General features: G+C 73.4%; 25 protein-coding genes. 19 read left to right on the top strand and 6 right to left on the bottom strand.

What is annotated here, in order from left to right:
- Positions 1-138: 138 nt before the first annotated feature.
- Entirely contained in the window at positions 139-1,410 is a 1,272-nt protein-coding gene (locus tag QSK52_RS17985) for a nucleotide sugar dehydrogenase (protein WP_285737080.1), read from the top strand.
- On the top strand, positions 1,407-2,981 hold the full coding sequence (locus tag QSK52_RS17990) for a glycosyltransferase (protein WP_285737081.1): 1,575 nt from the start codon (positions 1,407-1,409) through the stop codon (positions 2,979-2,981). Before QSK52_RS17985 ends, QSK52_RS17990 begins: the two co-directional genes overlap by 4 nt.
- Before the next feature lie 26 nt (positions 2,982-3,007).
- Here the strand turns inward: QSK52_RS17990 and QSK52_RS17995 are convergent, their stop codons facing one another.
- The 3 genes from QSK52_RS17995 to QSK52_RS18005 all read right to left on the bottom strand — a co-directional run bounded on the left by QSK52_RS17995 (position 3,008) and on the right by QSK52_RS18005 (position 7,354).
- Positions 3,008-4,486, bottom strand: coding sequence for a polysaccharide deacetylase family protein (locus tag QSK52_RS17995; protein ID WP_285737082.1), 1,479 nt, complete (start codon positions 4,484-4,486; stop codon positions 3,008-3,010).
- Positions 4,487-4,580: 94 nt separating this feature from the next.
- Positions 4,581-5,996: a cellulose binding domain-containing protein gene (locus QSK52_RS18000; RefSeq protein WP_285737083.1), complete on the bottom strand. Its 1,416-nt coding sequence runs from the start codon at positions 5,994-5,996 to the stop codon at positions 4,581-4,583.
- Between the two features lie 203 nt (positions 5,997-6,199).
- Entirely contained in the window at positions 6,200-7,354 is a 1,155-nt protein-coding gene (locus QSK52_RS18005; protein WP_285737084.1) for a LamG domain-containing protein, read from the bottom strand.
- A gap of 107 nt (positions 7,355-7,461) precedes the next feature.
- On the opposite strand from QSK52_RS18005, the gene QSK52_RS18010 reads away from it, so the two are divergent.
- The 5 genes from QSK52_RS18010 to QSK52_RS18030 all read left to right on the top strand — a co-directional run bounded on the left by QSK52_RS18010 (position 7,462) and on the right by QSK52_RS18030 (position 12,994).
- Positions 7,462-9,120 carry an ABC-F family ATP-binding cassette domain-containing protein gene (locus tag QSK52_RS18010; RefSeq protein WP_285737085.1) on the top strand — a complete coding sequence of 553 codons (1,659 nt, stop codon included), beginning with the start codon at positions 7,462-7,464 and terminating at the stop codon, positions 9,118-9,120.
- A 237-nt stretch (positions 9,121-9,357) separates the two neighbouring features.
- Complete coding sequence (gene rplM, locus QSK52_RS18015) at positions 9,358-9,801, top strand: 50S ribosomal protein L13 (RefSeq protein ID WP_014136251.1); 444 nt, start codon at positions 9,358-9,360, stop codon at positions 9,799-9,801.
- 47 nt (positions 9,802-9,848) lie between these two features.
- Positions 9,849-10,355, top strand: a complete 507-nt coding sequence (gene rpsI, locus QSK52_RS18020; RefSeq protein WP_176188487.1) for a 30S ribosomal protein S9 — start codon at positions 9,849-9,851, stop codon at positions 10,353-10,355.
- Positions 10,356-10,492: 137 nt separating this feature from the next.
- Complete coding sequence (gene glmM / locus QSK52_RS18025) at positions 10,493-11,857, top strand: phosphoglucosamine mutase (protein ID WP_285737086.1); 1,365 nt, start codon at positions 10,493-10,495, stop codon at positions 11,855-11,857.
- Positions 11,858-11,929: 72 nt separating this feature from the next.
- Positions 11,930-12,994, top strand: a complete 1,065-nt coding sequence (locus tag QSK52_RS18030) for a LamG domain-containing protein (RefSeq protein ID WP_285737087.1) — start codon at positions 11,930-11,932, stop codon at positions 12,992-12,994.
- Positions 12,995-13,018: 24 nt separating this feature from the next.
- Here QSK52_RS18030 and coaA read toward each other — a convergent pair whose 3' ends face one another.
- Positions 13,019-14,011, bottom strand: coding sequence for a type I pantothenate kinase (coaA, locus tag QSK52_RS18035; RefSeq protein WP_285737088.1), 993 nt, complete (start codon positions 14,009-14,011; stop codon positions 13,019-13,021).
- A gap of 99 nt (positions 14,012-14,110) precedes the next feature.
- Here coaA and glmS point away from each other — a divergent pair, with 99 nt between their 5' ends.
- The 7 genes from glmS to QSK52_RS18070 all read left to right on the top strand — a co-directional run bounded on the left by glmS (position 14,111) and on the right by QSK52_RS18070 (position 21,479).
- Positions 14,111-15,967 (top strand): glutamine--fructose-6-phosphate transaminase (isomerizing), encoded by a 1,857-nt coding sequence (glmS, locus tag QSK52_RS18040; protein ID WP_285737161.1) that lies wholly within the window; start codon positions 14,111-14,113, stop codon positions 15,965-15,967.
- Between the two features lie 62 nt (positions 15,968-16,029).
- On the top strand, positions 16,030-16,398 hold the full coding sequence (locus QSK52_RS18045; RefSeq protein ID WP_285737089.1) for a holo-ACP synthase: 369 nt from the start codon (positions 16,030-16,032) through the stop codon (positions 16,396-16,398).
- A gap of 190 nt (positions 16,399-16,588) precedes the next feature.
- On the top strand, positions 16,589-18,028 hold the full coding sequence (locus QSK52_RS18050) for an NAD(P)H-hydrate dehydratase (RefSeq protein ID WP_285737090.1): 1,440 nt from the start codon (positions 16,589-16,591) through the stop codon (positions 18,026-18,028).
- 237 nt (positions 18,029-18,265) lie between these two features.
- Positions 18,266-19,450, top strand: coding sequence for an alanine racemase (gene alr, locus QSK52_RS18055; protein ID WP_285737091.1), 1,185 nt, complete (start codon positions 18,266-18,268; stop codon positions 19,448-19,450).
- 3 nt (positions 19,451-19,453) lie between these two features.
- Complete coding sequence (locus tag QSK52_RS18060) at positions 19,454-20,608, top strand: alpha/beta fold hydrolase (RefSeq protein WP_285737092.1); 1,155 nt, start codon at positions 19,454-19,456, stop codon at positions 20,606-20,608.
- Positions 20,609-20,669: 61 nt separating this feature from the next.
- Positions 20,670-21,182, top strand: a complete 513-nt coding sequence (gene tsaE, locus QSK52_RS18065) for a tRNA (adenosine(37)-N6)-threonylcarbamoyltransferase complex ATPase subunit type 1 TsaE (RefSeq protein WP_285737093.1) — start codon at positions 20,670-20,672, stop codon at positions 21,180-21,182.
- A 102-nt stretch (positions 21,183-21,284) separates the two neighbouring features.
- A complete protein-coding gene (locus QSK52_RS18070) occupies positions 21,285-21,479 on the top strand; it encodes a hypothetical protein (RefSeq protein ID WP_285737094.1) in 195 nt (64 codons plus the stop codon).
- A 22-nt stretch (positions 21,480-21,501) separates the two neighbouring features.
- Here the strand turns inward: QSK52_RS18070 and QSK52_RS18075 are convergent, their stop codons facing one another.
- Positions 21,502-22,071 carry a L,D-transpeptidase gene (locus tag QSK52_RS18075; RefSeq protein WP_285737095.1) on the bottom strand — a complete coding sequence of 190 codons (570 nt, stop codon included), beginning with the start codon at positions 22,069-22,071 and terminating at the stop codon, positions 21,502-21,504.
- 175 nt (positions 22,072-22,246) lie between these two features.
- Between QSK52_RS18075 and tsaB the strand changes: the two genes are divergently transcribed.
- The 5 genes from tsaB to QSK52_RS18100 all read left to right on the top strand — a co-directional run bounded on the left by tsaB (position 22,247) and on the right by QSK52_RS18100 (position 25,751).
- Entirely contained in the window at positions 22,247-22,894 is a 648-nt protein-coding gene (gene tsaB / locus QSK52_RS18080; protein ID WP_285737096.1) for a tRNA (adenosine(37)-N6)-threonylcarbamoyltransferase complex dimerization subunit type 1 TsaB, read from the top strand.
- 66 nt (positions 22,895-22,960) lie between these two features.
- Positions 22,961-23,458, top strand: a complete 498-nt coding sequence (gene rimI, locus QSK52_RS18085; RefSeq protein WP_285737097.1) for a ribosomal protein S18-alanine N-acetyltransferase — start codon at positions 22,961-22,963, stop codon at positions 23,456-23,458.
- Positions 23,451-24,539 (top strand): tRNA (adenosine(37)-N6)-threonylcarbamoyltransferase complex transferase subunit TsaD, encoded by a 1,089-nt coding sequence (tsaD, locus tag QSK52_RS18090; RefSeq protein WP_285737098.1) that lies wholly within the window; start codon positions 23,451-23,453, stop codon positions 24,537-24,539. Before rimI ends, tsaD begins: the two co-directional genes overlap by 8 nt.
- Before the next feature lie 11 nt (positions 24,540-24,550).
- Positions 24,551-24,796, top strand: a complete 246-nt coding sequence (locus QSK52_RS18095; RefSeq protein ID WP_435053279.1) for a hypothetical protein — start codon at positions 24,551-24,553, stop codon at positions 24,794-24,796.
- A gap of 70 nt (positions 24,797-24,866) precedes the next feature.
- Positions 24,867-25,751 carry a polysaccharide deacetylase family protein gene (locus QSK52_RS18100; RefSeq protein ID WP_285737100.1) on the top strand — a complete coding sequence of 295 codons (885 nt, stop codon included), beginning with the start codon at positions 24,867-24,869 and terminating at the stop codon, positions 25,749-25,751.
- Here the strand turns inward: QSK52_RS18100 and QSK52_RS18105 are convergent.
- The gene (locus QSK52_RS18105) at positions 25,727-26,905 is read right to left on the bottom strand and encodes a class I SAM-dependent methyltransferase (RefSeq protein ID WP_285737101.1); all 1,179 of its coding nucleotides are present in this window, start codon (positions 26,903-26,905) and stop codon (positions 25,727-25,729) included. The genes QSK52_RS18100 and QSK52_RS18105 overlap by 25 nt on opposite strands.
- Between the last annotated feature and the right edge of the window lie 13 nt (positions 26,906-26,918).

Here is a 26,918-nt window from a genome sequence, read left to right on the forward strand (position 1 = left end):
TGCGAACATCTAGGTCTGCGTTGCACGGCCGATCGATCGTCAACGGACCTCCTTTCGGGCGCAGATGGAGCGCGAAGGTCCGAACGGGGGCTGTGTCGTTCGGGAAACGGTTTCAGCACCCTTGGAGTAGTGCCCGTCATGGACCGCCGCAAGGACATCGATCTCGTCGTGATCGGCCTGGGCTACGTCGGCCTGCCGCTGGCCCGCGGGGCCACCCGGGCCGGGCTGCGGGTGGTCGGTCTGGACCGCAGCGAGCGGGTGGTCGAGGGCCTCTGCGGGGGCCGCTCGCACGTGGACGACATCTCCGACGCGGACGTCGCGGAGATGCGGGCGGCCGGCTTCGCCGCCACCACCGACGCGGCCGTGATCGCGGACGCCAAAGCCGTGGTGATCTGCGTGCCGACCCCGCTGACCGAGCACGGCGCCCCCGACCTGGGCGCCGTCAACGGCGCGGTCGAGTCGGTGGCCGAGCGGCTGCGCCCGGGCACCCTGGTGGTGCTGGAGTCCACCACCTACCCGGGCACCACCGACGACGTGGTCCGCCCGGTGCTGGAGGCCGGCGGCCTGCGGGCCGGCGTCGACTTCCACCTGGCGTTCTCGCCGGAGCGGATCGACCCGGGCAACCCGCACTACGGTTTGGAGAACACCCCGAAGGTGGTCGGCGGCTGCACCCCGGCCTGCGCCAAGGCCGCCCGCGAGCTGTACGAGCGCTTCGTCGGCGAGGTGGTCGAGGCCAAGGACGCCCGCACCGCCGAGATGGCGAAGCTGCTGGAGAACACCTACCGGCACGTCAACATCGCGCTGGTCAACGAGATGGCGATGTTCTGCCGGGAGATCGGCGTCGACCTTTGGGACGCGATCCGCTGCGCCTCCACCAAACCGTTCGGCTTCGCGCCGTTCTACCCGGGTCCGGGCGTCGGCGGGCACTGCATCCCCATCGACCCCAACTACCTGTCGTACAAGGTCCGTTCGCTGGGCATACCATTCCGGTTCGTCGAGCTGGCGCAGGAGATCAACCAGCGGATGCCGCTGCACGTGGTGCAGCGGGCGGCGGACCTGCTGAACGATCGCGGGCTGGCGGTCCGGGGCTCGAAGGTGCTGCTGATCGGCGTCACCTACAAACCGGACATAGCCGACCAGCGGGAGTCGCCGGCCCTCGCGGTGGCGACCGAACTGCTGCGGCGCGGCGCCGACTTGAGCTACTACGATGCCAACGTCCCGGCGTGGACGGTGGACGGTCGAGTGGTGTCGCGGGTGACGGACTGCGCGGAGGCCGCGGCCGACGCCGACCTGGCGGTGCTGCTGCAGCCGCACCGTGACATCGACCTGGCGGAACTCGCCGACCGGGCTCGGCTGCTCTTCGACACCCGCGGTGCGACGGCGGAGCACCCGCGGGCGGTGCAGCTGTGAGCGCGACCCGTGAGGAGCGTCCGACCCGGCGGCGCGCGGGCGGCAGGCGCCGCGCGGCCGGGCAGGCCGCCGTCGACAGCGGCGTCGGGCCCGTCGAGCCGGAGCCGCTGCGCGCGGAGGCCGAACGGCGGCGCCGCGAGCGGCCGGTGGCGGCCGCGCCGACCGCGGTGGCCACGGCCGGCCAACGGCGCGGGCACCGCCGCAAGCGGCACCTGAAGGTCTCGTACCTGGTGTTCGCCGTGCTGGCCACGCTGGTCGCGATGAAGATGGACCGGTCCTCGATCCACGCGTACTCGCTGGCGGCGATCGGCCTGCTGAGCGTCAAGATGCTGCTGGCGCTGTTCTACCGGCCGCGCCGGGCGAACACCGCGGAGCTCAGGAAACTCGACGACATGTGGGTGACCGCGGTCCTGCCGATCTTCAACGAGGACCCGGTGATGTTCGAGCAGGGCCTGCGCAGCCTGCTCGCGCAGAGCCGGCTGCCCAACGAGATCCACATCATCGACGACGCCAGCGCCTCGCCGTCCGGCCTGGAGGTCGCCCGGCGGATCGCCCGGGAGTTCGAGGACGCGGGCGTGCTCTTCAAGGTCAGCGCCCAGCCGGAGAACCTGGGCAAGCGCGAGGCGCTGGCCCGCGGCTTCCAGGACGCGCCCTACACCGACATCTTCCTGTGCGTGGACTCCGACACCGTGCTCACCCGGGACACCGTCCGCGAGCTGATCACTCCGCTGGTCGACGACCGGGTGATGGCCTCCACCGGCATGGTGCTGGCGCTGAACCACGACGCGAACATCTTCACCCGCCTGCAGGACCTGCGGTACGGCAACTCCTTCCTGTTCGAGCGGGCCGCCTACTCGCAGTTGAACTCGGTGCTGTGCTGCTGCGGAGCGCTCTCCGCCTACCGAGGCGACCTGGTGCGCAAGTACCTGGAGGACTTCCTCAACCAGCAGTTCCTGGGCAAGCCCGCGGTGTTCGGCGACGACCGCCGGATGACCAACTACTGCCTGATCGAAGGCCGGGTGGTCTTCCAGGAGACCGCGGTCGGCTACACCGCCGTCCCGGAGCGGCTGCCGCACTTCCTGCGCCAGCAGGTTCGCTGGAACAAGTCGTTCTTCCGCGAGTCGCTGTGGGCGCTGCGCAACCAGGTGATGCACCGGCCGGCCTTCTGGCTGACCGTGATGGAGATGGGCCTGTGGCTGATCTTCGGCAGCGCGATGGTCTACTCGCTGCTGATCTCGCCGGTCCTGAACCCGGCCGGGTTCGTCCGGCACATCGGCGACTACCTGGTGTTCATGGTGCTCATGGGCTACCTGCGCAACGTGCGCTACCTGGACTTCCCGCGCCGCAACATGGGCATCGTCAAGCGCTTCGGGATGTTCATGCTGGCGCCGGTGTACGGCGTGATCCAGCTGACCCTGTTGACCCCGTTGCGGCTGTACGCGCTGCTGACCCTGAACAAGGGCAAGTGGGGCACCCGGGAGGCCGGCGTCGAGGTCTCCGCGCACGCCGACAAGGGCGGCGACTACTCGGCGATGTGGAACGAGGAGGAGCCGGGCTTCGCGGGCGTCTGAGGCCCGTACCGCCCGTCCTGCCGGGGTCAGGAGTAGTGCTTCATCGCCTCGGAGACGGTGACCACCGGGGCGCCGCTGGCCGCGATGGCGCTCATCGCGGCGGCGAAGCCCTCCCGGGTGATCTGGGTGCTGGCCGTCGGGTCGGACTCGACGAGTTCGTGGAAGCACAGGATCAGCCAGTCGCCGTTGCGCACGCAGCGGTCCAACCGGCCGCCCGGGGCGGTCAGATCGGCGAGCGCCGAGCCGCCTATGCCGGTGCCGTCGTTGATTCCGGTGATCGCCCGCAGCCGGTAGGGCATCGCCGGGGTGAAGGACTCGATGGTCTCGTAGACGATCGAGCGAGCGGTGCTGAAGTGCCGGCCGGCGATCAGGTCGACCGGGACCCCGTCGGTGGTCTGCTGGAACGAGCCGTGCGGGTAGGCGAAGTTGCGGCTGTCGAAGCCGTTGGAGTCCATCCAGTCGCGCAGTTTGCCGAGGTCGGCGTCGACCTGCTTCGCGGTGAGCTGGTTGTAGCCGACGGTGTGGGCGTCGTTGGCGAAGGCGTGGCCGCCCATCTCCCAGCCGGCCTGCTGCAGCGACTTCATCTGGTCGAGGGTCAGGTAGCCGGGCGTCCCGGCGGACTCGGCGATGTTGAACATGGTGCCGGTGAGGCCGCGGGCCTTCATCGCGGGCAGCGCCAGGTCGTAGACCGAGGAGCGGGAGTCGTCGAAGGTGATCGACACCGCCCCGCGCGGGAAGGTGGTGCGGGTGTCCGGGACGGCCTCGATGGACTGGACCCAGTAGGTGACCGGGCCCTTGGCGTCGTCGTACACCGCCAGTGACAGGTCGGTGAAGCCGGAGGTGACGGTCGGCACTCCGAACTTGGAGACCTTGTACGAGCCGGCCGCCTCGGTGACGTCCGACCACTGCAGGGTGATCACCACCCACTCGCCGGACTGGACGAAGTTCGCCGAGGTCGACGAGTGGGTGTGGAACTGCCAGAGGTAGTAGTTGGCGAGGTCCGAACTTCCCACGTACAGGGCCATCTTGCGCAGGTGGTCGGTGTTCTCGACGCGCAGCGTCAGCCGCAGCATCTTCCCGGTCAGGTCGATCTTCGGCATCCCGGCGCGGCGCAGCGAGGACTGTCGGCCGGAGCCGTCGGTACTGGTCCGGGCGGACTGGGAGCCGGTCAGGAAGACTTTGGAGTCGTCGGGCTCGGACGACTTGGTACCGGCGCCGGTGGCTTTGAAGCCGTGGCCGGACTGGAACTGCAGCGACCAGGTGGCCCGACGGGTGCTGGGCGTCAGGCCGCCCGGGGTGACCGCGGGCTCCTTCGGCACCGGGAACTCCGCGCCGGCCGTGCCGGGGGAGGCCGAGCCGCTGGCCGGCGGTGTCGGGCCGCCGGGCGCCTCGCTGCTGCCGCAGGCGGCCAGCAGGCTCGTGCCGACCGCGCTCAGAGCGCCGGAGCCCGCCAACTGCAGGGCGGATCGGCGGCTCAGGGTCCGGCTGGTCGGCGCGAAACTCATGGTGCTCCCTTGCGGAGTGACGGGTGGTCGGCGACCGGGCGGGTCCGGCGGGCGGTGGTGGCCGCAGGCCGGGCGGAGGGGCTGCGGAGGGCCCTCAGCGCTTGGGCGCGACGAGGGTGTTCACGTAGGTGGCACCGCCCGCGTACAGGTCGGTGACGGCCTTGTCGACCTCGGCCTGGTTCATCGCCCTGTCGGCGTTGTAGTAGAACCAGTTGACCTGCATGTCCCAGCTGCGGTCGCCCTTGAACGGCAGGTCGACGAACCAGATGTTGAAGTTGACGCCCATGGTCTGCCGGGGGAAGTACTTGCCGGAGCTGCTGAACAGCTCCTGGCCGTCCAGCGCGTACGTGACCTTGCCGTTCGCCGCGGTGATCACGATGGTGTGCCAGCCCTGCAAGCTGGTCTTGTTGCGCTTGGTGGCCCGGTCGTTGGCCTTGACGTTGTACCAGGTGGTGGTGTCGAGCACCGGCCCGGCCGAGCCCCAGCCGCCGTTCGGCATGTACTCGTTGTCGAGCTCGCTGTAGAGCGCGTCGTTCGGCGAGATGGTGTAGAAGGACTGGTTGACGTGGTCGCCGGCCTGTCCGCTGGACGGCTTGTCGGAGAAGTGGATCCGGGCCGCGTAGGTGCCGGTGAGGAAGTCGTTGTCGGCGTTCTCCAACTGCGCCTGGGTGGTCTTCTCCTTGGTGCCGTCGCTGGTGGCCCGCAGGTTCAGGGCCTGCCCGCCGGCCGCTTCGCCGGCTGCCGGGAAGGTCACCCCGGCGGCCGTCCAGGTGTCGGCGATGCCCGGACCGCCCTTGCTGGTGCGCACCCGCCAGCCGTGCTTGTTCAGCGCCGGGTCGGTCGCGCCGGTGTAGTGGAAGTTGTCGAACAGCACGTTCTTGGGCACCGACGGCGCGGCCACGGCGGTGCCCGGCTGGGCCTCCCCGCCGCCGTGCGGCGCGTCGCCCCAGGCCAGCACGCCCGCCTTGTACGCGGTGACCTGCTTGAACGGCTTGAAGCTGGTGAACGCGGCGTTGAAGGAGCGGTCGTTCGACTGGTCCAGGTTCTGCCCGTCCACCCGGTACAGCTGGAGCTGGATGCCGCGGCTGTTCTCGTTCGCGGCGAGCGTGGGGGCGGCCTCGGAGAAGGTCAGCAGCAGCACGCGGTCGGCGTCCGGGGTGGGGCTGGCCAGCGGCGCGATGGTGCCGAAGATGTTCGAGCAGCCGATGCCCGCCGCCTCGATGCAGTTGTACGCGTAGGGGTGGTCGCCGTCGGACGTGAAGTAGTACTTCAGCGTGACGTCGTGCAGCGGCAGCGGCTTCTTCGAGGAGTTGATGACCTCCAGCCAGGGCTTGGCGATCTGCACGTTGGGCTGCGGGTCGGTCCGGTAGCGGACCGTGACCTCCTTCTTCTCCTCGCCGACGGAACGCCAGTTGGGGAAGAGGGCGTTGCCCGCGGCCGCCAGGATGAGGACCAGCAACAGGATTTTGAGGGCGCCCCACAGGCCCTTGCGAGGCTTGGCAGATCCCACGACGGCTCCTAGCGGGCACACCCGCGGGCCGGTCGGCTGGGCGGGAACGGTGGACAGGGGCGAAATGAAGTGACCGTCATACTAACGGCCTGTCATTGGGGCCCCCGCAGTGCCCACTCGCCGTCCGGGGCCCGCCGGGGCAGTGGTCGTTCGGACACCCCGCCGCTCCCGGGGCGGCCGGCAGCGGGGCGTCCGAGGGGCCGTCAGAACCGGAACCAGGTGGCCTTCGCGTCGACGTCGGCGGAGCGGTTCAGCGCGATCTGGCTGATCTGCGCCGCGGTGAGCGGCTGCTCCCAGACCTGCAGGTCGGCGAGCGAGCCGATCCAGGCGTCCACCCAGCGGGACTTGAAGCGGGCCCGGCCTATCTCGATCGGGCCGTTGGTCGACAGGATGCCGTTCGGGGCCGGCGTGGTCTTCGCCAACTCGCCGTTCACGTACAGCGAGATGCTCTTCTCGGCGGCATTGTACACCCCGGTCAGGGTGGTCCAGTCGGACGCCGAGTCGGATGCCGAGGAGAGCGCCTCGACCGCGCTGCCGCTCTCCGCCGTCCCCTGGATCTTGAACACCCACTGGTTCTTGGCGCCGCGGCCCAGGTAGAACGAGAAGAAGCCGTCACTGCCCTGCGAGAGTGCGGCCCGGGGCTCGCCCGGCGAGGCGTTGCGGACCACCGCGGAGACCGTGAACGACTTGCAGGTGTCGACCACCACCGAGCCGACCTCGGCGTAGCTGTCGCCGTTGCCGCGCAGGGTCAGCGCCAGGCCGCTGTGGCCCGCCACGGTGCCGACCTGGGTGGCCGGGCCGAGCCGCAGGTCGCTGCTGGACTTCTGCGGGCCGACGGTCGGGCTGACGCAGCCGGCCACGGTCTGCGGGGCGGAGGCGGTGGCCTCGTCCGAGGACGGCTTCTTGTCCCCCGGCTTGTACAGCACCAGCGCGGCGGTCACCACGCCGGCCAGCGCCAGCACGCAGCCCACGCCGATGCCGATCCTGATCCGGCGGCGGCGGCGGCCGGCCTGCTCGTTCTCCTCGGCCATCGCGTACCAGTCCGGCTCCACCGGGCCGACCGGCGGATAGCCGTAGCCACCGGGGGCGGCCGGCGGCGGGTAGCCGTAGCCACCGGGGGCGGCCGGCGGTGGGTAGCCGTACGCCGGGGCGCCGCCGGGCGGGTAGCCCTGGGCCTGGTGCGGAGCGGGCGGCGGGAACCCCTGAGGGGGCCCGAACCCCTGCGCCGGGGCCGGGCCGCCGGGCGGCTGCTGATCCGGGGCCCGGGGCGGCTGACCGTCCTGCTGCTGACCGCTCGGCTGCTGCCCGCCACCCGGCTGACCGCCCTGCCCCGAGGGCGTCCCCATCCCATCGCTCATAAGCGCGAATATTAAGGGATGGGAGGGGCGGCCGGTGGTGGACGGGCACCGAATCGGTACCTAAACGGGTTGGGGTCGGGGCGGGGTGCTTGGCACAATCCGGAAGCATGGGACACGTCGAGATTTCGCACCTGGAGTACTACCTGCCGGACGGGCGGGTGCTGTTCGACGACGCGTCCTTCCGGGTCGGCGAGGGCGCGGCCGTCGCGCTGGTCGGCGCGAACGGCGCGGGCAAGACCACGCTGCTGCGGATGATCGCGGGCGACACCCAGCCGCACGGCGGCTCGGTGACGGTCTCCGGCGGGCTGGGCGTGATGCGGCAGTTCGTCGGCACCACCGGCCGGGAGAGTACCGAGGAGGCCCCGGGCGCGCTGCCCGCCGACGCCTCGGTGCGCGACCTGCTGGTCTCCGTCGCCCCGAAGCGGATCGCCGACGCGGCCCGCGCGGTGGACGCCGCGGAGCTGGCGATGATCGCCCAGGACGACGAGAAGTCGCAGATGGCCTACGCCCAGGCGCTGTCCGACTGGTCGGACGCCGGCGGCTACGAGTACGAGGCCGACTGGGACGTCTGCACGGTGGCCGCCCTCGGCGTGCCCTTCGAGCGGGCCCAGTGGCGCGGCCTGAACACGCTCTCCGGCGGCGAGCAGAAGCGGCTGGTGCTGGAGGCGCTGCTGCGCGGCCCGGACGAGGTGCTGCTGCTCGACGAGCCGGACAACTACCTGGACGTACCGGGCAAGCGCTGGCTGGAGGAGGCCATCCGGGCCACCAACAAGACCGTGCTGTACATCTCGCACGACCGCGAGCTGCTCTCCCGCACCGCCGAGAAGATCATCGCGGTGGAGTCCGGCGCGACCGGCTCCAGCGTCTGGGTGCACGGCGGCGGCTTCGACACCTTCCACGAGGCCCGCAAGGCCCGCTTCGAGCGCTTCGAGGAACTGCGCCGCCGGTGGGACGAGGAGCACGCCAAGCTGAAGAAGCTGGTGGTCACCCTCCGGCAGGCGGCCGCGGTCAGCCACGAGATGGCCTCCCGGTACGCCGCCGCGCAGACCAGGCTGAAGAAGTTCGAGGACGCCGGCCCGCCCGAGGCGCCGCCGCGCGAGCAGTCGATCACCATGCGGCTCAAGGGCGGCCGCACCGGCGTGCGGGCCTTCACGATGCAGGGCCTGGAGCTGACCGGCCTGATGAAGCCCTTCGACCTGGAGGTCTTCTACGGCGAGCGGGTCGCGGTGCTGGGCTCCAACGGCTCCGGCAAGTCGCACTTCCTGCGGCTGCTGGCCGGGGACGAGACGGTGGAGCACGGCGGCAGCTGGAAGCTCGGCGCCCGGGTGGTGCCGGGCCACTTCCGGCAGACCCACGCCCACCCGGAGCTGCTCGGCCGCACGGTGCGCTCGATCGTCGAGGAGGAGCACGCGCTCTCCCGCGGCGCCGCGATGTCCGCGCTGCGCCGCTACGAGCTGGACCGGCAGGAGGAGCAGAAGTTCGAGTCGCTGTCCGGCGGGCAGCAGGCCCGGCTGATGATCCTCAAGCTGGAGCTGTCCGGCTCGACGGCGCTGCTGCTGGACGAGCCGACCGACAACCTGGACCTGGAGAGCGCCGAGGCGCTGCAGCAGGGCCTGGAGGCGTTCGACGGCACCGTGCTGTGCGTCACCCACGACCGCTGGTTCGCCCGGAGCTTCGACCGCTTCCTGGTGTTCGGCTCGGACGGCCGGGTCTACGAGGCCCCGGAGCCGGTCTGGGACGAGACCCGGGTCGTCCGCGACCGCTGACCCGCCCGTTCGATGCCCCCGACGCCGGGCCGGTTTGGAATCCACGCCACCCGCCCGGTATCGTTGGCCGCTGTTGTGCGTATTGGCTCGCTCTATCTCACGTGAGAGGTCGGTACGCCGGAGACGACAGGCCGAACTCCAGCGGCTGCCCGAATTGCGTCCGGGCAGGTCGGCTGGAGGCCCCGGGCCTTGGTGCTCCTGTCAGGACACACTCACTGAAAAGCGAAGGCTACGACCGTGCGTACGTACAGCCCCAAGCCCGGCGACGTCCAGCGTCAGTGGCACGTCATCGACGCGACCGACGTCGTGCTCGGCCGCCTGGCCTCCCAGGCCGCCAACCTCCTGCGGGGCAAGCACAAGGCGATCTACGCGCCGCACGTTGACACTGGTGACTTCGTCATCATCATCAACGCCGACAAGGTGCACCTCTCGGGCAACAAGAAGACCCAGAAGCTGGCCTACCGCCACAGCGGCTTCCCGGGCGGTCTCCGCTCGGTCCGCTACGACGACCTGCTCGCGAACAACCCGGAGAAGGCCGTCGAGAAGGCCATCAAGGGCATGGTTCCGAAGAACAGCCTGGGCCGTCAGATGCTCTCGAAGCTGAAGGTCTACTCGGGCGACCAGCACCCGCACGCTGCGCAGCAGCCGGTGCCGTTCGAGATCACCCAGGTCGCGCAGTAATTCCGGCCACCCGAACCCCAACTGACGTAGAAGAGCTGAGGAACACCGTGGCCGAGACTGCCATCGAGAGCACCCTCGAGGTCGACTTCGACGACGAGAACGTCGACGAGTACACCACCGAGACCGAGTACACCACCGAGTCGCTGGCCGGTCGCTTCGGCGAGGCCGTCCCCGGCGCCGGCCTCGGCCGTCGCAAGGAGGCGATCGCCCGCGTGCGCATCGTCCCCGGCACCGGCCAGTGGAAGATCAACGGTCGCACCCTGGAGAACTACTTCCCCAACAAGGTGCACCAGCAGACCGTGAACGAGCCCTTCAAGCTCCTCGAGCTGGACGGCCGTTACGACGTCATCGCCCGCATCGCCGGCGGCGGCGTCTCCGGCCAGGCCTACGCGCTGCGCCTCGGCGTGGCCCGTGCGCTGAACGAGGCGGACGTGGACAACAACCGCGGCCCGCTCAAGAAGGCCGGCTTCCTGACCCGTGACGCCCGCGCCGTCGAGCGCAAGAAGGCCGGTCTCAAGAAGGCCCGCAAGGCGCCGCAGTACAGCAAGCGCTAATCGCACCCTTCATGCGATCCTCGCCCCGGAGCACTCCTGTGCTCCGGGGCGTTGTGCCTCCCGGACCGGTGCGGAGTCCGCGGGGGCGGCACCACACGAGCCCACCACAGGCGCGACAGGACGGGACGAACGCGAACATGGCACGACTCTTCGGTACGGACGGGGTGCGCGGGGTGGCCAACGAGGGCCTGACCGCGGAGCTGGCGCTTGGCCTGTCGGTGGCCGCCGCGCATGTGCTCGGGGACGCCAACGCGTTCGCGGGGCACCGGCCGGTGGCCGTGGTCGGCCGCGACCCCCGGGCGTCCGGAGAGTTCCTGGAGGCCGCGGTGATCGCCGGCCTGGCCAGCGCGGGCGTCGACGTGTTGCGGGTCGGCGTGCTGCCCACCCCGGCAGTGGCGTACCTGACCGGGGCGCTGGGCGCGGACTTCGGCGTGATGCTGTCCGCCAGCCACAACGCGATGCCCGACAACGGCATCAAGTTCCTCGCCCGCGGCGGCCACAAGCTGGACGACGCGCTGGAGGACGCCATCGAGGCGCACTACCGCCGCTACGGCACCGGCGACGAGACCTGGAAGCGCCCCACCGGCGCGGCGGTCGGCCGGGTGCGCCAGTACACCGAGGGCTTCGACCGGTACGTGGCGCACCTGGTCGCGGTGCTGCCGAACCGGCTCGACGGGGTGAAGGTCGTCATCGACGGCGCGCACGGCGCGGCCGCCCGGGTCGCCCCGGAGGCGTTCGCCCGGGCCGGGGCCGAGGTGGTGTACACCCTGGGCACCGAGCCGACCGGCCTGAACATCAACGACGGCGTCGGCTCCACCCACCTGGACGGGCTGCGCGCCGCGATGAAGGAGCACAGGGCCGACCTGGGCATCGCCCTGGACGGCGACGCCGACCGCTGCCTGGCCGCCGACGCGGAGGGCAACGAGGTCGACGGCGACCAGATCATCGCGATCCTGGCGGTCGCCATGAAGGAGGCCGGCACGCTGCGCCGCAACACCGCCGTCGTCACCGTGATGTCGAACCTGGGGTTCACCCTGGCGATGGAGCGCGAGGGCGTCGAACTGGTGCGGACCGCGGTCGGCGACCGGTACGTGCTGGAGGAGATGAAGCGGCACGGCTACGCGCTGGGCGGCGAGCAGTCCGGCCACGTCATCCTGCTGGACCACGCCACCACCGGCGACGGCACCCTGACCGGTCTGATGCTGGGCGCCCGGCTGGCCGCGACCAAGCAGCCGCTGGCGGACCTGGCCGCGGTGATGACCCGGCTGCCGCAGGTCATGATCAACGTCAAGGGCGTGGACAAGAACCGGGTGGAGTCCTGCGTCGAGCTGCAGGCCGCGGTCACCGCGGCGGAGGCCGAGCTCGGCACCACCGGCCGGGTGCTGCTGCGCAAGTCCGGCACCGAGCCGCTGGTGCGGGTGATGGTCGAGGCGGTCGGCCACGAGCAGGCGCAGGACGTCTGCCAGCGGCTCGCCGACGCGGTGCGGCTGCACCTGGGCTGAGACCGCCGTTCTGACGCCCGATCGGTTGACGGGGCGTCAGGGCGCGGGCCCGGATGTCCTAGCATCCGGTCCATGACCGACGGCACCCACCAGCCGGGCGGGCCGCCCGCCCGGGACCCGGGCCCCGCGAACGCCGGAGCGCCGCGAGGAGGCCCGCCGCCCGGGCCGTACGGCGCCTTCGGCCCCGCGCAGGGCCCGTACGGGCCGCAAGTGCCGTACGGGCCGCCCGGGTTCCCGCTGCGGCGGCCGGGCCCCGCCGAGCCCGACTGGGAGGCGCTGGCCGAGGCGGCGGCCTGCTCCGCCCGGCGCCGCCGCCGGATGCGGACGATCGGCACCGTGGTGGCCGCCTGCCTGCTCGGCGCGGGCGTCGGCGGGGCGGTCCTGGAGGGCCGCGGCGGCCACCCGCAGGCGTCCGGCGCGCCCGCCGCCCCGCCGGCCGTGCGCGACGCCCCCTCGGGCGCCCCGTCCGACGCCGCGCCGACGGTGCCGGGTCGGCCGGACCTGCTCGCCGACCGCTCCGGGCGGGCCGACCTCGCGCTCGGCCCGGGCGCGCAGGTCGACCGGGTGCAGAACGGCCACGTGCTGCGACTGCGGGCCGACCCCGACTCGTACGCGCAGTCCACCGACCGGGTGGTCGACGTGAGCAGGAGCTTCAGCGTCTCGGCCTGGGTCTACGACGAGGCGGGCGGCGGCTCCCGGGCCGCGGTCAGCCAGGGCGACGGCGGCTCGTACTCCTTCCTGCTCGGGCGGGACGAGACCGACGGCCACCGGGCGTGGACGTTCAGGGTGCGGACCGCGGACGGCGGAGCCGACGGGACCGCCGTGCAGGTGCTCTCCGGCAACGCCGACACGGTCGACGGGTGGGCCCAGCTGACGGCGGTGTACGACGCCGACCGGAGGACCGTCGCCCTGTACGTCAACGGCGGGCCGGCGGGGAGCGCCGAGGTGCCGGGCATCCGGGCCGGGTCCGGGCCGCTGCAGATCGGCCGGGCCGGGCTGCACGGCGGCTGGGGCGACTGCTGGGCGGGCGCGATCGGGTACGTCAGGGTCTGGGACCGGGCGATCCCGGCGGAGCAGATCGGGGGCGACGGTTCGGCCGTCACGGCCGAGCCGGTCGCCTCCTGGCTGGTCGGCTGAGCGGGCGGCCCGCCCGGTGCCGGGTCAGAGCTTGCGCAGCAGCGCCCGGCGGACCTTGTGGTCCTGGCCCTTCTGCAGCACCAGGGTGGCCCGGCCGCGGGTGGGCAGCACGTTCTCCAGCAGGTTGGGGCGGTTGATGGTCCGCCAGACCTGGCGGCCGTAGTCCATCGCCTCCTCCTCGGGCACCTCGGTGAAGCGCCGGAAGTAGGAGTTCGGGTCCTGGAAGGCGGTCTCCCGCAGCTTGCGGAAGCGGTCCAGGTACCAGGCCTCGATGTCGTCGGTGCGGGCGTCGACGTAGATCGAGAAGTCGAAGTAGTCGGCGACCGCCATCCTGGTGCGGCCGTCGGTGCCGGGCAGCGCGGGCTGCAGCACGTTCAGGCCCTCGACGATCAGGATGTCGGGGCGCTCCACCACCAGCCGCTCGTCCGGCACGATGTCGTACACCAGGTGCGAGTACACCGGCGCGGTGACCCGGTCCTTGCCCGCCTTCACGTCCGCGACGAAGCGCATCAGCGCCCGCCGGTCGTACGACTCGGGGAAGCCCTTGCGGGCCATCAGGCCGCGGCGGCGCAGCTCCGCGTTGGGCAGCAGGAAGCCGTCGGTGGTGACCAGTTCGACCCGCGGGTGCTCGGGCCAGCGGGCCAGCAGCGCCTGCAGCAGGCGGGCGGTGGTGGACTTGCCGACCGCGACGGACCCGGCCACGCCGATGATGAACGGGGTGCGGACCCGCTCGGTGTCGGGCGTGTCGAGGAAGCTCCCGATCGCGCCGCGCAGCTCGTGGGTGGCGTGCACGTACAGGTTCAGCAGGCGCGACAGCGGCAGGTAGACGTCCCGGACCTCGTCGAGGTCCAGGGCGGTGCCGAGTCCGCGCAGGCGCTCGACCTCCTCGGCGGTCAGCGGCAGCGGGGTGCGCTCGCGCAGCGCGCTCCACTCGGCGCGGTCCAGATCCACGTACGGGGAGGGAGTGGGCGCGGGCGGCGCACCCGTCGTACAGAGTTCGGTCAGCACGGTGTCCATTGTGAGCCGTTCCCGGGGCGCGGGGTGCTGTGGTGTCGGTCACCCGGTGTGGTCATCCGACCGCTCGGGGGCCGAACGAACGCACATATGCTGGCGCACATGTGCGGAATTGTTGGATATACCGGGCCCCAGGAGGCCCTGGACGTGGTGATCGCGGGACTGCGGAGGCTGGAGTACCGGGGCTACGACTCGGCCGGCGTCGCGGTCCAGACCCGGGGGGCCGACGGGCAGTGGCTCCTCGCCACCGACAAACGGGCCGGAAAGCTCGTCAACCTGGAGAAGTCGCTGGCCGAGACCCCTCTCCCGGCCGGCACCACGGGCATCGGACACACCCGGTGGGCCACCCACGGCGGCCCCACCGACGCCAACGCCCACCCCCACCTGGACGACCACCGCAAGGTCGCGGTGGTCCACAACGGCATCATCGAGAACTTCGCCACGCTGCGCGCCGACCTCGCCGACCGGGGCCACACCCTCCGCTCCGAGACCGACACCGAGGTCGTCGCCCACCTGCTCGCCGAGGCGTACGACGGCGACCTCGCCGAGGCCATGCGCGCCGTCTGCCGCCAGCTCGACGGCGCCTTCACCCTCGTCGCGGTGCACGCCGACGCCCCGGGCACGGTGGTCGGCGCCCGCCGCAACTCCCCGCTGGTGGTCGGCGTCGGCGACGGCGAGAACTTCCTCGCCTCCGACGTCGCCGCGTTCATCGCGCACACCCGCGAGGCGATCGAGCTCGGCCAGGACCAGGTCGTCGAACTGCGCCCCGACGGCGTGACGGTCACGAACTTCGACGGAACGCCCGCCGAGGTCCGCGCCTACCACGTCGACTGGGACGCCTCCGCCGCTGAGAAGGGCGGCTACGACTACTTCATGCTCAAGGAGATCGCCGAGCAGCCCAAGGCCGTCGCCGACACCCTCCTCGGCCGGATCGGCACCGACGGCCGCCTCACCCTCGACGAGCTGCGCATCCCCGACCAGGTGCTGCGCGAGGTCGACAAGGTGGTGATCGTCGCCTGCGGCACCGCCTTCCACGCCGGGATGATCGCCAAGTACGCGATCGAGCACTGGACCCGCGTCCCCTGCGAGGTCGAGGTCGCCAGCGAGTTCCGCTACCGCGACCCGATCATGGACGACCGCACCCTGGTCGTCGCCATCTCGCAGTCCGGCGAGACCATGGACACCCTGATGGCGCTGCGGCACGCCCGCGAGCAGGGCGCGAAGGTCCTGGCGATCTGCAACACCAACGGCTCGACCATCCCGCGCGAGTCCGACGCCGTCCTCTACACCCACGCCGGCCCCGAGGTCGCGGTCGCCTCCACCAAGGCCTTCCTCACCCAGCTGGTCGCCTGCTACCTGGTCGCCCTCTACCTGGGCCAGGTCCGCGGCACCAAGTGGGGCGACGAGATCTCCTCCGTCATCCGCGAACTCGGCGACGCCCCCCGCCAGGTCGAGCAGGTGCTCGGCACCATGGAGCCCGTCCGCGCCCTGGCCCGCTCGCTGGCCGACGCCCGCTCGGTGCTCTTCCTCGGCCGGCACGTCGGCTACCCCGTCGCCCTCGAAGGCGCGCTCAAGCTCAAGGAGCTCGCCTACATGCACGCCGAGGGCTTCGCCGCGGGCGAGCTCAAGCACGGCCCGATCGCCCTGATCGAGGAGGGCCTGCCGGTGGTCGTCGTGGTGCCCTCGCCGCGCGGCCGCTCGATCCTGCACGACAAGATCGTCTCCAACATCCAGGAGATCCGGGCCCGCGGCGCCCGGACCATCGTGATCGCCGAGGAGGGCGACGAGGCCGTCGTCCCCTACGCCGACCACCTGATCCGCATCCCCGCCACCCCCACCCTCCTGCAGCCCCTGGTCTCCACCGTCCCGCTCCAGGTCTTCGCCTGCGAACTGGCCACCGCCAAGGGCCACGAGGTCGACCAGCCGCGCAACCTCGCCAAGTCCGTCACCGTCGAGTAGCCGCGTATCGTCCATCCCCGGGGCGGTCGGCCCGTCCCGGGGACGGACGAGGGAGTACGCAGGTGATCATCGGGGTCGGCATCGACGTGGCGGACATCGAACGGTTCGGGCAGTCCCTGGAACGCACCCCCGGACTCGCCGAACGCCTCTTCACCCCCGCCGAACTGACCCTCCCCTCCGGCAAGCGCCGCGGCACCGCCTCCCTCGCCGCCCGCTTCGCCGCGAAGGAGGCCGTCGCCAAGGCCCTCGGCGCCCCGCCCGGCCTGCACTGGGAGGACGCCGAAGTCCGCGTCGAGGAGTCCGGCCGCCCCGTCCTCCACGTCACCGGCACCGTCGAAGCCCGCGCCGCCGCGCTCGGCGTCACCTCCTGGCACCTCTCCCTCAGCCACGACGCGGGCGTCGCCTCGGCGGTGGTCGTCGCCGAGGGGTGAGCCGTCGGGGGCCCGGGGAACGGCGGGTCCGTGCTGCTGGGGTCGGAGCCCATCGGAGGTTCGTGCTGCTGCGCGTCTTCAAGAGAACCGGAAGCAGATGCGCCCAACGGCAGTGAACCGTCAGCAGACCCGGGCTCGCCGTTCCCCGAGCCCCTGGTTCATCCCCTTTCGCAGAGAACGGAGAATCCGCATGCGCCACGCCCACACCGTCGAGCAGGTCCGGGCCGCCGAGGCCGCGCTGATGGCCGTCCTGCCGGAGGGCACGCTGATGCAGCGGGCCGCCGCCGGGCTGGCCGCGGTCTGTGCCGGGCTGCTGCCCCGGGTGTACGGGAGCCGGGTGCTGGTGCTGGCCGGGTCGGGGGACAACGGCGGCGACGCCCTGTTCGCGGCCGCGCGGCTCGCCCGGCGCGGGGCCCGGGTCGAGGCGCTGCTGCTGGACCCGGCGAAGGCGCACGCCGGGGGCCTGGCCGCGCTGCTCGCCGCCGGAGGCCGCCCCACCGCGGACCGGGACGCCTTCACCCGGGCCGACCTGGTGCTGGACGGCATCGTCGGCATCGGCGGCCGCGGCCCGCTGCGCCCCGCCGCCGCCCCGTTCGCGACGATGCCGCGCCGCGGCCGCCTGGTCGCCGTCGACGTCCCGTCCGGCGTCGACCCGGACACCGGCGAGGTCGCCGGGCCCGCGCTGCGCGCCGACGTCACGGTCTGCTTCGGCACCCACAAGCCCGGCCTGCTGATCGACCCCGGCGCGCAGTACGCGGGCGTGGTCCACCTGGTCGGCATCGGGCTCGACCTGCCGCCCGCCCCCGTCGAGGCGCTCCAGCACGCCGACGTGGCCGCGCTGCTGCCGGTGCCCGGCGCGGAGAGCGACAAGTACCGGCGCGGGGTGGTCGGCGTCGCCGCCGGGTCGGCCCGCTACCCGGGGGCGGCGGTGCTGGCCGTCGCGGGGGCGCTGCACGGCGGGGCCGGGGCGGTGCGCTACACCGGGCACGCGGCGGCGGAGGTGGTCCGCCGCCACCCCGAGACGCTGGTCACCGAGGACGGACCGGCCCGGGCCGGGAAGGTCCAGGCGTGGGTGGTCGGTCCGGGCGGCGGCGCGGACGCCGAACGCACGCTGCGCGAGGCGCTGGACGGCGAGGTGCCCGTCCTGGTCGACGCGGACGCCCTCACCGAACTCGCCCGCCTCGGCCCGTCCGCCCTGTCCGGCCGCCCCGCCCCCGTCCTGCTCACCCCGCACGCGGGCGAGGCCGCCCGCCTGCTCGCCGGGCTCGGCGAGGACACCGACGCCACGGACGTCGCCGCCCGGCGGCTGCGCACCGCCCGGCGGCTCGCCGCGGGGTACGGCGCGACCGTGCTGCTCAAGGGCTCCACCACGGTCGTCGCCGACCCGGACGGCCGGGCCCGGGTCAACTCCACCGGCACCGGCTGGCTCGGCACCGCGGGCAGCGGCGACGTCCTCTCCGGCCTGGCCGGCTCCCTGCTCGCCACCGGCCTGTCCCCGCTGGACGCCGCCTCCGCCGCCGCCCACCTGCACGGCCTGGCCGGCCGCCACGCGGCCGCCCCGGGCGCCCCGATCACCGCCCTCGACCTCGCCGCCGCCCTCCACCACGCCTGGGCGTCCCTCACGGAGTAGAGGTCCGTCAGAGGGCCCAGCCAGGGGTCCGGGGAACGGCGGGTCCGTGCCGCTTCGGTCCGTAAAAACAGAACCCGAAGCCACGGCACGCACGAGCAGTGCACCGTCCGCAGACCCGTGCCCGCCGTTCCCCGGGCCCCCGAATACGCGTCCTCCGGGCGGGCAGGCGGGTGGTGCGGCCCGGTCGGCCGTGCCCCTGCGGAGGGGACCGGCCGCGGTCTGGGAGACTGATACGCGATGACGACTGCGAACACCACCGGGACGCCCGCCCTGGCCCAGGGGGCACGGGCCGAGGCGACCGTCGACCTGGCCGCGCTGCGCGACAACCTGGCCGCGCTGCGGGCCCGCACCAACGGGCCCGAGCTGATGGCCGTGGTCAAGGCGGACGCCTACGGCCACGGCGCGCTGCGGTGCGCCCGGGAGGCCGTCGCGGCCGGGGTCGGCTGGCTCGGGACGGCGACCCCGGAGGAGGCGCTCGCGCTGCGGGCCGCCGGGATCGGCCCGGAGCAGGCCCGCATCCTGTGCTGGCTCTGGACGCCGGGCGGTCCGTGGGCGCGGGCGCTGCGCGAGTCGGTGGACATCTCGGTCAGCGGCCAGTGGGCGCTGGACGAACTGCTCGCCGCCGTCCGCGAGACCGGCGTCCCGGCCCGGGTGCACCTGAAGGCCGACACCGGCCTGGGCCGCAACGGCTGCCAGCCGCACGACTGGCCGGACCTGGTGGAGAACGCGGTCAAGGCGCAGGCCGACGGCCTGCTGCGGGTGGTCGGCGTCTGGTCGCACTTCGCGGCCGCCGACGAGCCCGGCCACCCCTCGATCCAGGCCCAGCTGGACTCCTTCGCGCAGGCCCTGGCGTTCGCCGAGCGCTCCGGCGTCGACCCCGAGGTGCGCCACCTGGCGAACTCCCCGGCGACGCTGCTGCTGCCGCAGTCGCACTACGACCTGGTCCGCCCCGGCCTGGCGATGTACGGCCTGTCGCCCGTCCCGGACGTCGGCGGTCCCGCCGACTTCGGCCTGCGCCCGGTGATGTCGCTGGCGGCCCGGCTGGCGCTGGTCAAGCGCGTCCCCGGCGGGCACGGCGTCTCGTACGGGCACCACTACACGACGTCCGGCCCGACCACGCTCGGCCTGGTCCCGCTCGGCTACGCGGACGGCGTGCCGCGGCACGCCAGCAACACCGGCCCGGTGCAGATCGGCTCGACCTGGTACCGGGTGGCCGGGCGGGTCGCGATGGACCAGTTCGTCGTCGACCTCGGCGGGGACGCGCCGGAGGTCGGCGAGGAGGTGCTGCTGTTCGGCTCCGGGGAGCGGGGCGAGCCCACCGCCGAGGACTGGGCGCGGGCCTGCGGCACCATCGCGTACGAGGTCATCACCCGGATCGGGGGCCGGGTCCCGCGACGCTACGTCGGCGGGCTGCGGGGGTGACGGATGGCTGAGGAGTCCTCCCCCGGCGGGGTGTCCCGGGCCGGGCTGATCGGCATATCGCTGGGCGTGCTGGCGGCCGGGGCCGCCGCCGGGGTGGCGATCGAGCGGCTGACGGTCGGACGGGCGATGCGCAGGCGGGCCCGCGAGGAACTGGACGCGGCCGCCGGCTTCGGAACGCTGCGCGGCACCGCCGTGACGGTGCCCGCCGCGGACGGCACCGGCCTGCACGTGGAGGTCGACGAGGCGGACGGGGCGCCCGGCCCCACCGTGGTGTTCTGCCACGGCTACTGCCTCAACCAGGACAGCTGGCACTTCCAGCGGGCCGCGCTGCGCGGCGTCCTGCGCACCGTGTTCTGGGACCAGCGCAGCCACGGCCGCTCCGAGCGCTCCCGCACCCACCTGGACGGCGAGCCCGCCTCGATCGACCAGCTCGGCGCCGACCTGGCGGCGGTGCTGGACGCGGTCGTCCCCGAGGGGCCGGTCGTGCTGGTCGGGCACTCGATGGGCGGGATGACGGTGATGGCGCTCGCCGACCGGCACCCCGAGCTGTTCGGCCCCGGCGGCCGGGTGGTCGGCGTCGCCCTGCTCGGCACCCTGGCGGGCGACTGGGACGCGGTGCCGCTGGGCCTGCCCGCGGTCGGCGCCAAGGTGGTCAAGCGGGTCGCGCCCGGGGTGATAAAGGCGCTGGGCCGCCAGGTCGAACTGGTCGAGGCCACCCGCCGCTGGGGCTCCGACCTGGCCGCGGTGTTCTACCGGCGGTTCTCCTTCGGTAGCAGGGACGTCGACCCGTCGGTCGCCCGGTTCGCCGACCAGCTGCTGGACGCCACCCCCATCGACGTGGTCGCCGAGTTCTACCCCGCGTTCTCCGCGCACGACAAGCGCGCCGCGCTGGCCGCGCTGTCCGGCCTGCCCGCCCTCGTCCTGGCCGGGACGAAGGACCTGCTGACCCCGCCGGAGTACTCCGAGGCGATCGCCGCCGAACTGCCCGGCTCCCGGCTGGTGCTGGTCGAGGGCGCCGGGCACCTGGTGATGCTGGAGACCCCCGGCACCGTCGACCGCGAGCTCGCCGCGCTGCTGGAGCGCGCCGCCGAGCGCGCCGGGACGGGCCCGCTGCCGGACGCGGTGCGGGAGCTGGCGCAGCAGCCCGCCGAGGACTGAACCGGGCGCTGCGCGCGGTGTGGCACCTTAGGGGTGGCCGCAACGATCGAAGAAGGACGCCATGGGTTCGCAGACCACTCTGACCGTCGAAACCGCGGAGCGGATGACCGGCCTCGGCCGGCGCCTGGCCGCCCTGCTGCGCCCCGGTGACCTGGTGCTGCTCTCGGGGGAGCTGGGCGCGGGCAAGACCACGCTGACCCGCGGCCTGGGCGAGGGCCTGGGCGTGCGCGGCGCCGTCACCTCGCCGACCTTCGTGATCGCCCGGGTGCACCCCTCGCTGACCGGCGGCCCCGCCCTGGTGCACGTGGACGCGTACCGGCTGGGCGGCGGGCTGGAGGAGATGGAGGACCTCGACCTGGACGTGTCGCTGCCCGAGTCGGTGGTGGTCGTCGAGTGGGGCGAGGGCAAGGTCGAGGAGCTCTCCGAGGACCGGCTGGAGATCCGGATCGAGCGGACCCTCGGCGGCGAGGCGGTGGGGGCGCTGGACGAGGAGTCGGACGGGCGGCGGGTCGTCCTCACCGGGCTGGGCGGTCGCTGGGACGGTGCGGACCTCACCGGATTGGGTGAGAACTGACCCGGGTTTCCGACACCCTGTCGGGAAACGGTTGCGGCGCACCGGGCGGGCGTGATGGGATGGCGGCAGCAGGTTAGGTATGCCTAACTAGGGAGGCGCCCGATGCCGAGCACACCCCCCACGAACACCGAGGACCGCCCGGAGCGGACTCCGGCCGCCGGAACCCCCGCCACCGCCGGGGCCGGGCCGGAGCGCGTCGCACCGGCACCCGTGCCGATGCGCGCCCTGCTGGCGTCCTGCCGGGCGGCCGAGGCCGTCTCCACCCCGCCGGAGCGCGACGCCGCCGCTGCCGCGTAGCGCTCCCGCGCGGGAGCGCGGGTCAGGCGATCACGACCACCCGGGTGCCGGTCGGCGCGAAGTCCCACAGCAGCTGGCCGTCCGCCCGGGTGGCCCGGATGCCGCCGGTCCTCGTCTTCGGGTCCAGCGACGGGGCCGGGGCCTTCTCGTCCACCAGCGCGCTGAAGCCGAAGACCGTGCCGGACTGCTGGGCGAACCGCACCACGTGCTCGATCTGCCGCCCGTCGGTGCCGGTGCCCGCCGCGGTCCGGCTGGCGACGCTGTACGTGCCCGCCGCCGGGAGGGTGTTGCCCGGCACCACCTTGAACGAGGCGACCACCGGGTTCGGCTTCTTCGGGTCGACCAGCCACACCTGCTGCTGCTGCAGCGAGTAGACCACCCGCAGGCCCGAGCCGGACTCGGCGGGCAGCGGCGGCGCGGTCGGCCGGCCGCTCTCCGGGGCGGAGGCCGAGGGGGCGGCGCTCGACGCGGACGGCGCGGCCGCGACCGCGCGCGAGGCCGCGCCGTTCGCCTGGAAGGCCAGCAGCCCGATCACCGCCAGGGCGCCCAGGGTCAGCCCGCCGACCACCGCACCAGGACCCAGCTTCGCCACGTCTGCTCCTCAACGCTCCGTGCCGCACCATCGACCTCAGCGAAGCCCATCGTGCCAGGTGCGGTCCGCCGTTCCGGCCTCCTGGCGATCGTGTGTTCCCGGTCGGGCCCGCCGGGCCGCGGGCGGGAACGGGCGCGGTGCGGTCCGCCGCGCCGGACCCTCTAACCTTGGACCCGTGCTCCTCCTCGCCTTCGACACCGCCACCCCCGCCGTCACCGCCGCCGTCCACGACGGCGAACGGGTGCTCGCCGAGTCCTACGAGGTCGACGCCCGGCGGCACGGCGAACTGCTGCTGCCCACCGTCGCGGCCGTCCTGCGCACCGCGGGCGTGGACAAGCGCGAGCTGACCGACCTCGCGGTCGGCGTCGGCCCCGGCCCTTACACCGGCCTGCGGGTCGGCCTGGTCACCGCCGCCGCCCTCGGCGACGCGCTCGGCCTGCCCGTGCACGGCGTCTGCACCCTCGACGCGATCGCCCACCAGGCCCGCACCGAGGGTCTGGACGGGGCGTTCACCGTGGCGACGGACGCCCGCCGCAAGGAGGTCTACTGGGCCTCCTACGACGCGGCCGGCACCCGGGTGAGTGGCCCCGCGGTGGACCGCCCGGCGGAGATCGACCCCGGCGAGCGGACGGTCGGCGCGGGCGCCCTGCTGTACGGGCTGCCCGCGGCGAGCGGCCCCGAGCACGTCTCGGCGGGCGCCCTGGCCGACTTCGCCGTCCGCGAGCTGGCCGCGGGCCGCGCCCTGCTGCCGAACGCGCCGCTGTACCTGCGGCGGCCGGACGCGCAGGTGCCCGCGGGCTACAAGGCGGTGCTCCCGGCATGACCGCAGGTGCGCGCCGCGCCCCGGCCGGAACGGCCGGTCGGCGTGGCTAGGTACGCGTTGCGCCCCATGCGGTGGTGGGACATCGAGCCGGTCATGGTGCTGGAGCACCAGCTGTTCCCCGAGGACGCCTGGTCGCGGGGGATGTACTGGTCGGAGCTGGCGGAGGCGCACCCGGGCGGCAGCCGGCACTACGTGGTGGCCGTGGACGGGGACGGCGCGGTCGTCGGGTACGCCGGGCTGATGGCGGTCGGGACGGACGGCGACGTGCAGACGATCGCGGTGGCCCCGGGGCACCAGGGGGCCGGGCTCGGGGCGCTGCTGCTGGCCGAGCTGACGGGGGAGTCGGTCCGGCGCGGCTGCACGGAGACGTTGCTGGAGGTGCGGGTGGACAACCTGCGTGCGCAGCGGCTGTACGAGCGGTTCGGGTTCGAGCCGGTCGGGGTCCGGCGGGGCTACTACCAGCCCGCCAACGTGGACGCACTGGTGATGCGTCTGGACCACCTGGCAAGTGACGCAAGTGACGCAAGTGACGCAAGCGATCTGAAGGATCATCACAATGGCTGACGAACCCCTCGTCCTCGGCATCGAGACCTCCTGCGACGAGACCGGCGTCGGCATCGTCCGCGGCACCACGCTGCTGGCCGACGCGGTCGCCTCCAGCGTCAACGACCACGCCCGGTACGGCGGCGTGGTGCCGGAGATCGCCAGCCGGGCGCACCTGGAGGCGATGGTCCCGACCATCCGGCGGGCGCTGGACACCGCCGGGGTGAAGGCGAGCGACCTGGACGGCATCGCCGTCACCGCGGGTCCGGGCCTGGCGGGCGCGCTGCTGGTGGGCGTCAGCGCGGCCAAGGCGTACGCGTGGGCGCTGGACAAGCCGCTGTACGGGGTGAACCACCTGGCCTCGCACATCTGCGTGGACCAGCTGGAGCACGGGCGGCTGCCGGAGCCGACGATGGCGCTGCTGGTCTCGGGCGGGCACTCCTCGCTGCTGCTCAGCAGCGACATCACCTCCGACGTGCGGCCGCTGGGCGCGACCATCGACGACGCGGCGGGCGAGGCGTTCGACAAGGTGGCGCGCGTCCTCGGGCTGGGCTTCCCGGGCGGGCCGGTGGTGGACCGGATGGCCAGGGACGGCGACGGTTCGGCGATCGCCTTCCCGCGCGGGCTGAACAACGCGGGCGACCCGGCGTACGACTTCTCGTTCTCGGGCCTGAAGACGGCCGTGGCGCGCTGGGTGGAGGCCAGGCGGCGGGCGGGGGAGCCGGTGCCGGTGGCGGACGTCGCGGCGTCCTTCCAGGAGGCGGTCACCGACGTGCTGACCCGCAAGGCGGTGCGGGCGTGCAAGGACAACGGCGTCGACCACCTGATGATCGGCGGCGGCGTGGCGGCGAACTCGCGGCTGCGCGAGATGGCGCAGCAGCGCTGCGACCGGGCGGGCATCGTGCTGCGGGTGCCGCGGCCGGGCCTGTGCACCGACAACGGCGCGATGGTGGCGGCGCTCGGCGCCGAGATGGTGTGGCGGGACCGCGCGCCCTCCTCCTTCGACCTGTCCGCGGACTCCTCGCTGCCGGTCACCGAGACCCACGTGCCGGGCGCCGGGCACGGGCACGTCCACGCGCACGCGCACGAGGCGCTGAAGTGACCCTGGCGGCGATGTGGGAGGCCCGGGCGGTGGACGGCCGGGGCGGTGAACTGCACGCCTGGGCCCGGGAGTTCGCGCTGCCCGCGGTGCGCGGGGCGGCCGGTCTGGAGCGGGTGGAGCTGTTCACCGCCCCGGGCGACCGGGTGCTGCTGATCGCGCTGTGGGAGGGCGAGCCGGTGCCGGTGCCGGAGCCCCCCGCCGGGCTGCTGGCCCGTCCGGTGCACCGCTGGACCTTCACCCGCACGGACGCGGGGTAGCAACCGAGAGACCACCCCCGTTAGTCCTATTATCGACACGCGTGTCGAGGACGAGCGGGGGACATCGGTGATGCAGCGGGTACGGGTCGGGTACGGGGCGGGTGCCCTCGCGGTGCTGCTGGCGGCCAGCGGGTGCAGCAGCGGGTCCGGGCCCGCCGACTCCCGGGACGTCCCGGCCGGGCCGGTCGCCGCCGCCTCCCCGGCCCCCTCCGCCTCCGGCGCCCCCTCGGCGCCCGCGCAGGACGCGGTCAGCGAGGCCACCTGGGCGAAGTGGGGCGTCAAGCCGCTGCCCAAGGCGCCCGCCCCGCCCGCCGACCGGCCGGTCAAGCTCACCAGGACCGGCCCCGTGCCGGTGTTCAGCGAAGTCCCGACCGGTGACAAGGTCGTGTTCGTCACCATCGACGACGGGGCCGAGAAGGACCCGAAGTTCGTCGAGATGCTCACCGAGCTGAAGGTGCCGATCACGATGTTCCTGACCAAGGACATCGTCAAGAACGACTACGCCTACTTCAAGCCGCTGCAGGCGCTCGGCAACAGCATCCAGAACCACACCGTCAGCCACCCGGTGATGAGCAAGCTCCCGGCCGCCCAGCAGAAGGCGCAGATCTGCGACGACCAGGCGGCCCTCACCGAGCAGTACGGCACCGCCCCGTACCTGTTCCGCCCGCCCTACGGCGACGGCGCCAACACGGCCGCCCTGAACACCGCCGTCCAGGAGTGCGGGCCGCGCGCCGTGGTGCTGTGGCGGGAGTCCATGCAGATCCACGACATGCAGTACCAGGCCGCCGACAAGAAGCTCAGGAACGGCGACATCATCCTCGCCCACTTCCGCGGCCCGTCCGAGCTCAAGGGCGAGACCATGACCCAGATGTTCGCCGAACTGCTCAACCGGATCCAGGAGCAGGGCTTCGCCGTCGCCCGCCTCGACGACTACGTGGCCGGGCCCACCGGCTGACCCAGCATCATCACCGGGCCGGCCGCGGTGCGGGCCACGATCACCGTCACCGCGTTCGGCCCGGCCGGCTTCAGCTGCCGCCGCAGCTCCTCCGGCACCACCGACGCCCCGCGCTTCTTGACCACCACGGTGCCGATCCGGCGCTCCTTCACCAGCGCCTTCAGCCGTTTGACCTGGAACGGCAGCACGTCGGTCAGCTCGTACGCCTGCGCGTACGGGGTCGGGCGCAGCTCGTCCGAGGTGACGTAGGCGATCATCGGGTCGATCAGCCGCCCGTGCACCGCCGCCACCACCTCCGCCACCATCCGGCCCCGGATCACCGCGCCGTCCGGCTCGTACAGGTAGCGCCCCACCGGGCCCACCGGCGGGTCGGGCAGCGCGCCGCCGGAGAGCGAGTGCGGGCCCGGCAGCAGCGTCGCCCGGTACGGCTCGGCGGCGGCCGTGCCGAACCACAGCACCGCCTCCTTCACCTCGCCCCGGTCCGACACCCACTCCGCCTCGGCGCCCTCCGGCACCAGCTCGTGCGGGATGCCCGGCGCCACCTTCAGCGCCCCGAACGGGGCGCTGCGGGCCGCCTCCACCGCCCAGGACAGCGGCGGCGAGTACGCCTCGGGGTCGAACACCCGGCCGCGCGAGGTGCGCCGCGCCGGGTCGGTGAAGACCGCGTCGAAGCCCGCGGTGTCCACGTCCGCGACGTCCGCCCGGCGGACCTCCACCAGCTCCGCCACGCCCAGCGCCGCCGCGTTCGCCCGGGCCACCTCGCAGGTCAGCTCGTCCCGGTCCACCGCCAGCACCGCGATCCCGGCCCGGGCCAGCGCGACCGCGTCCCCGCCGATCCCGCAGCACAGGTCGGCCAGCCGCCGCACCCCCAGCGCCGCGAACCGGCCCGCCCGCCACTCGGCCACCGGGCGGCGGGTCGCCTGCTCCACCCCGGGCTGGGTGAAGTACATCGACGCGGCGTCCGCCCCGAACTTCGCCTCCGCCCGCTGCCGCAGCCGGGCCTGCTCGAACGCCGCCCGCACCAGCTCCGCCGGGTGCTCCCGCCGCAGCGCGGTCGCCAGCGCCAGCTCCCGCTCCGCCGTGAACCCCTGCAACTCGGCCAGCAGCGCCTGCCCCTGCTCGGTCAGCAGCGCCCGGAACGACTCGATCTCCACCGCACCATTGTCC

This window comes from Kitasatospora phosalacinea, from assembly GCF_030268885.1.
Lineage (GTDB): Bacteria > Actinomycetota > Actinomycetes > Streptomycetales > Streptomycetaceae > Kitasatospora > Kitasatospora phosalacinea_C.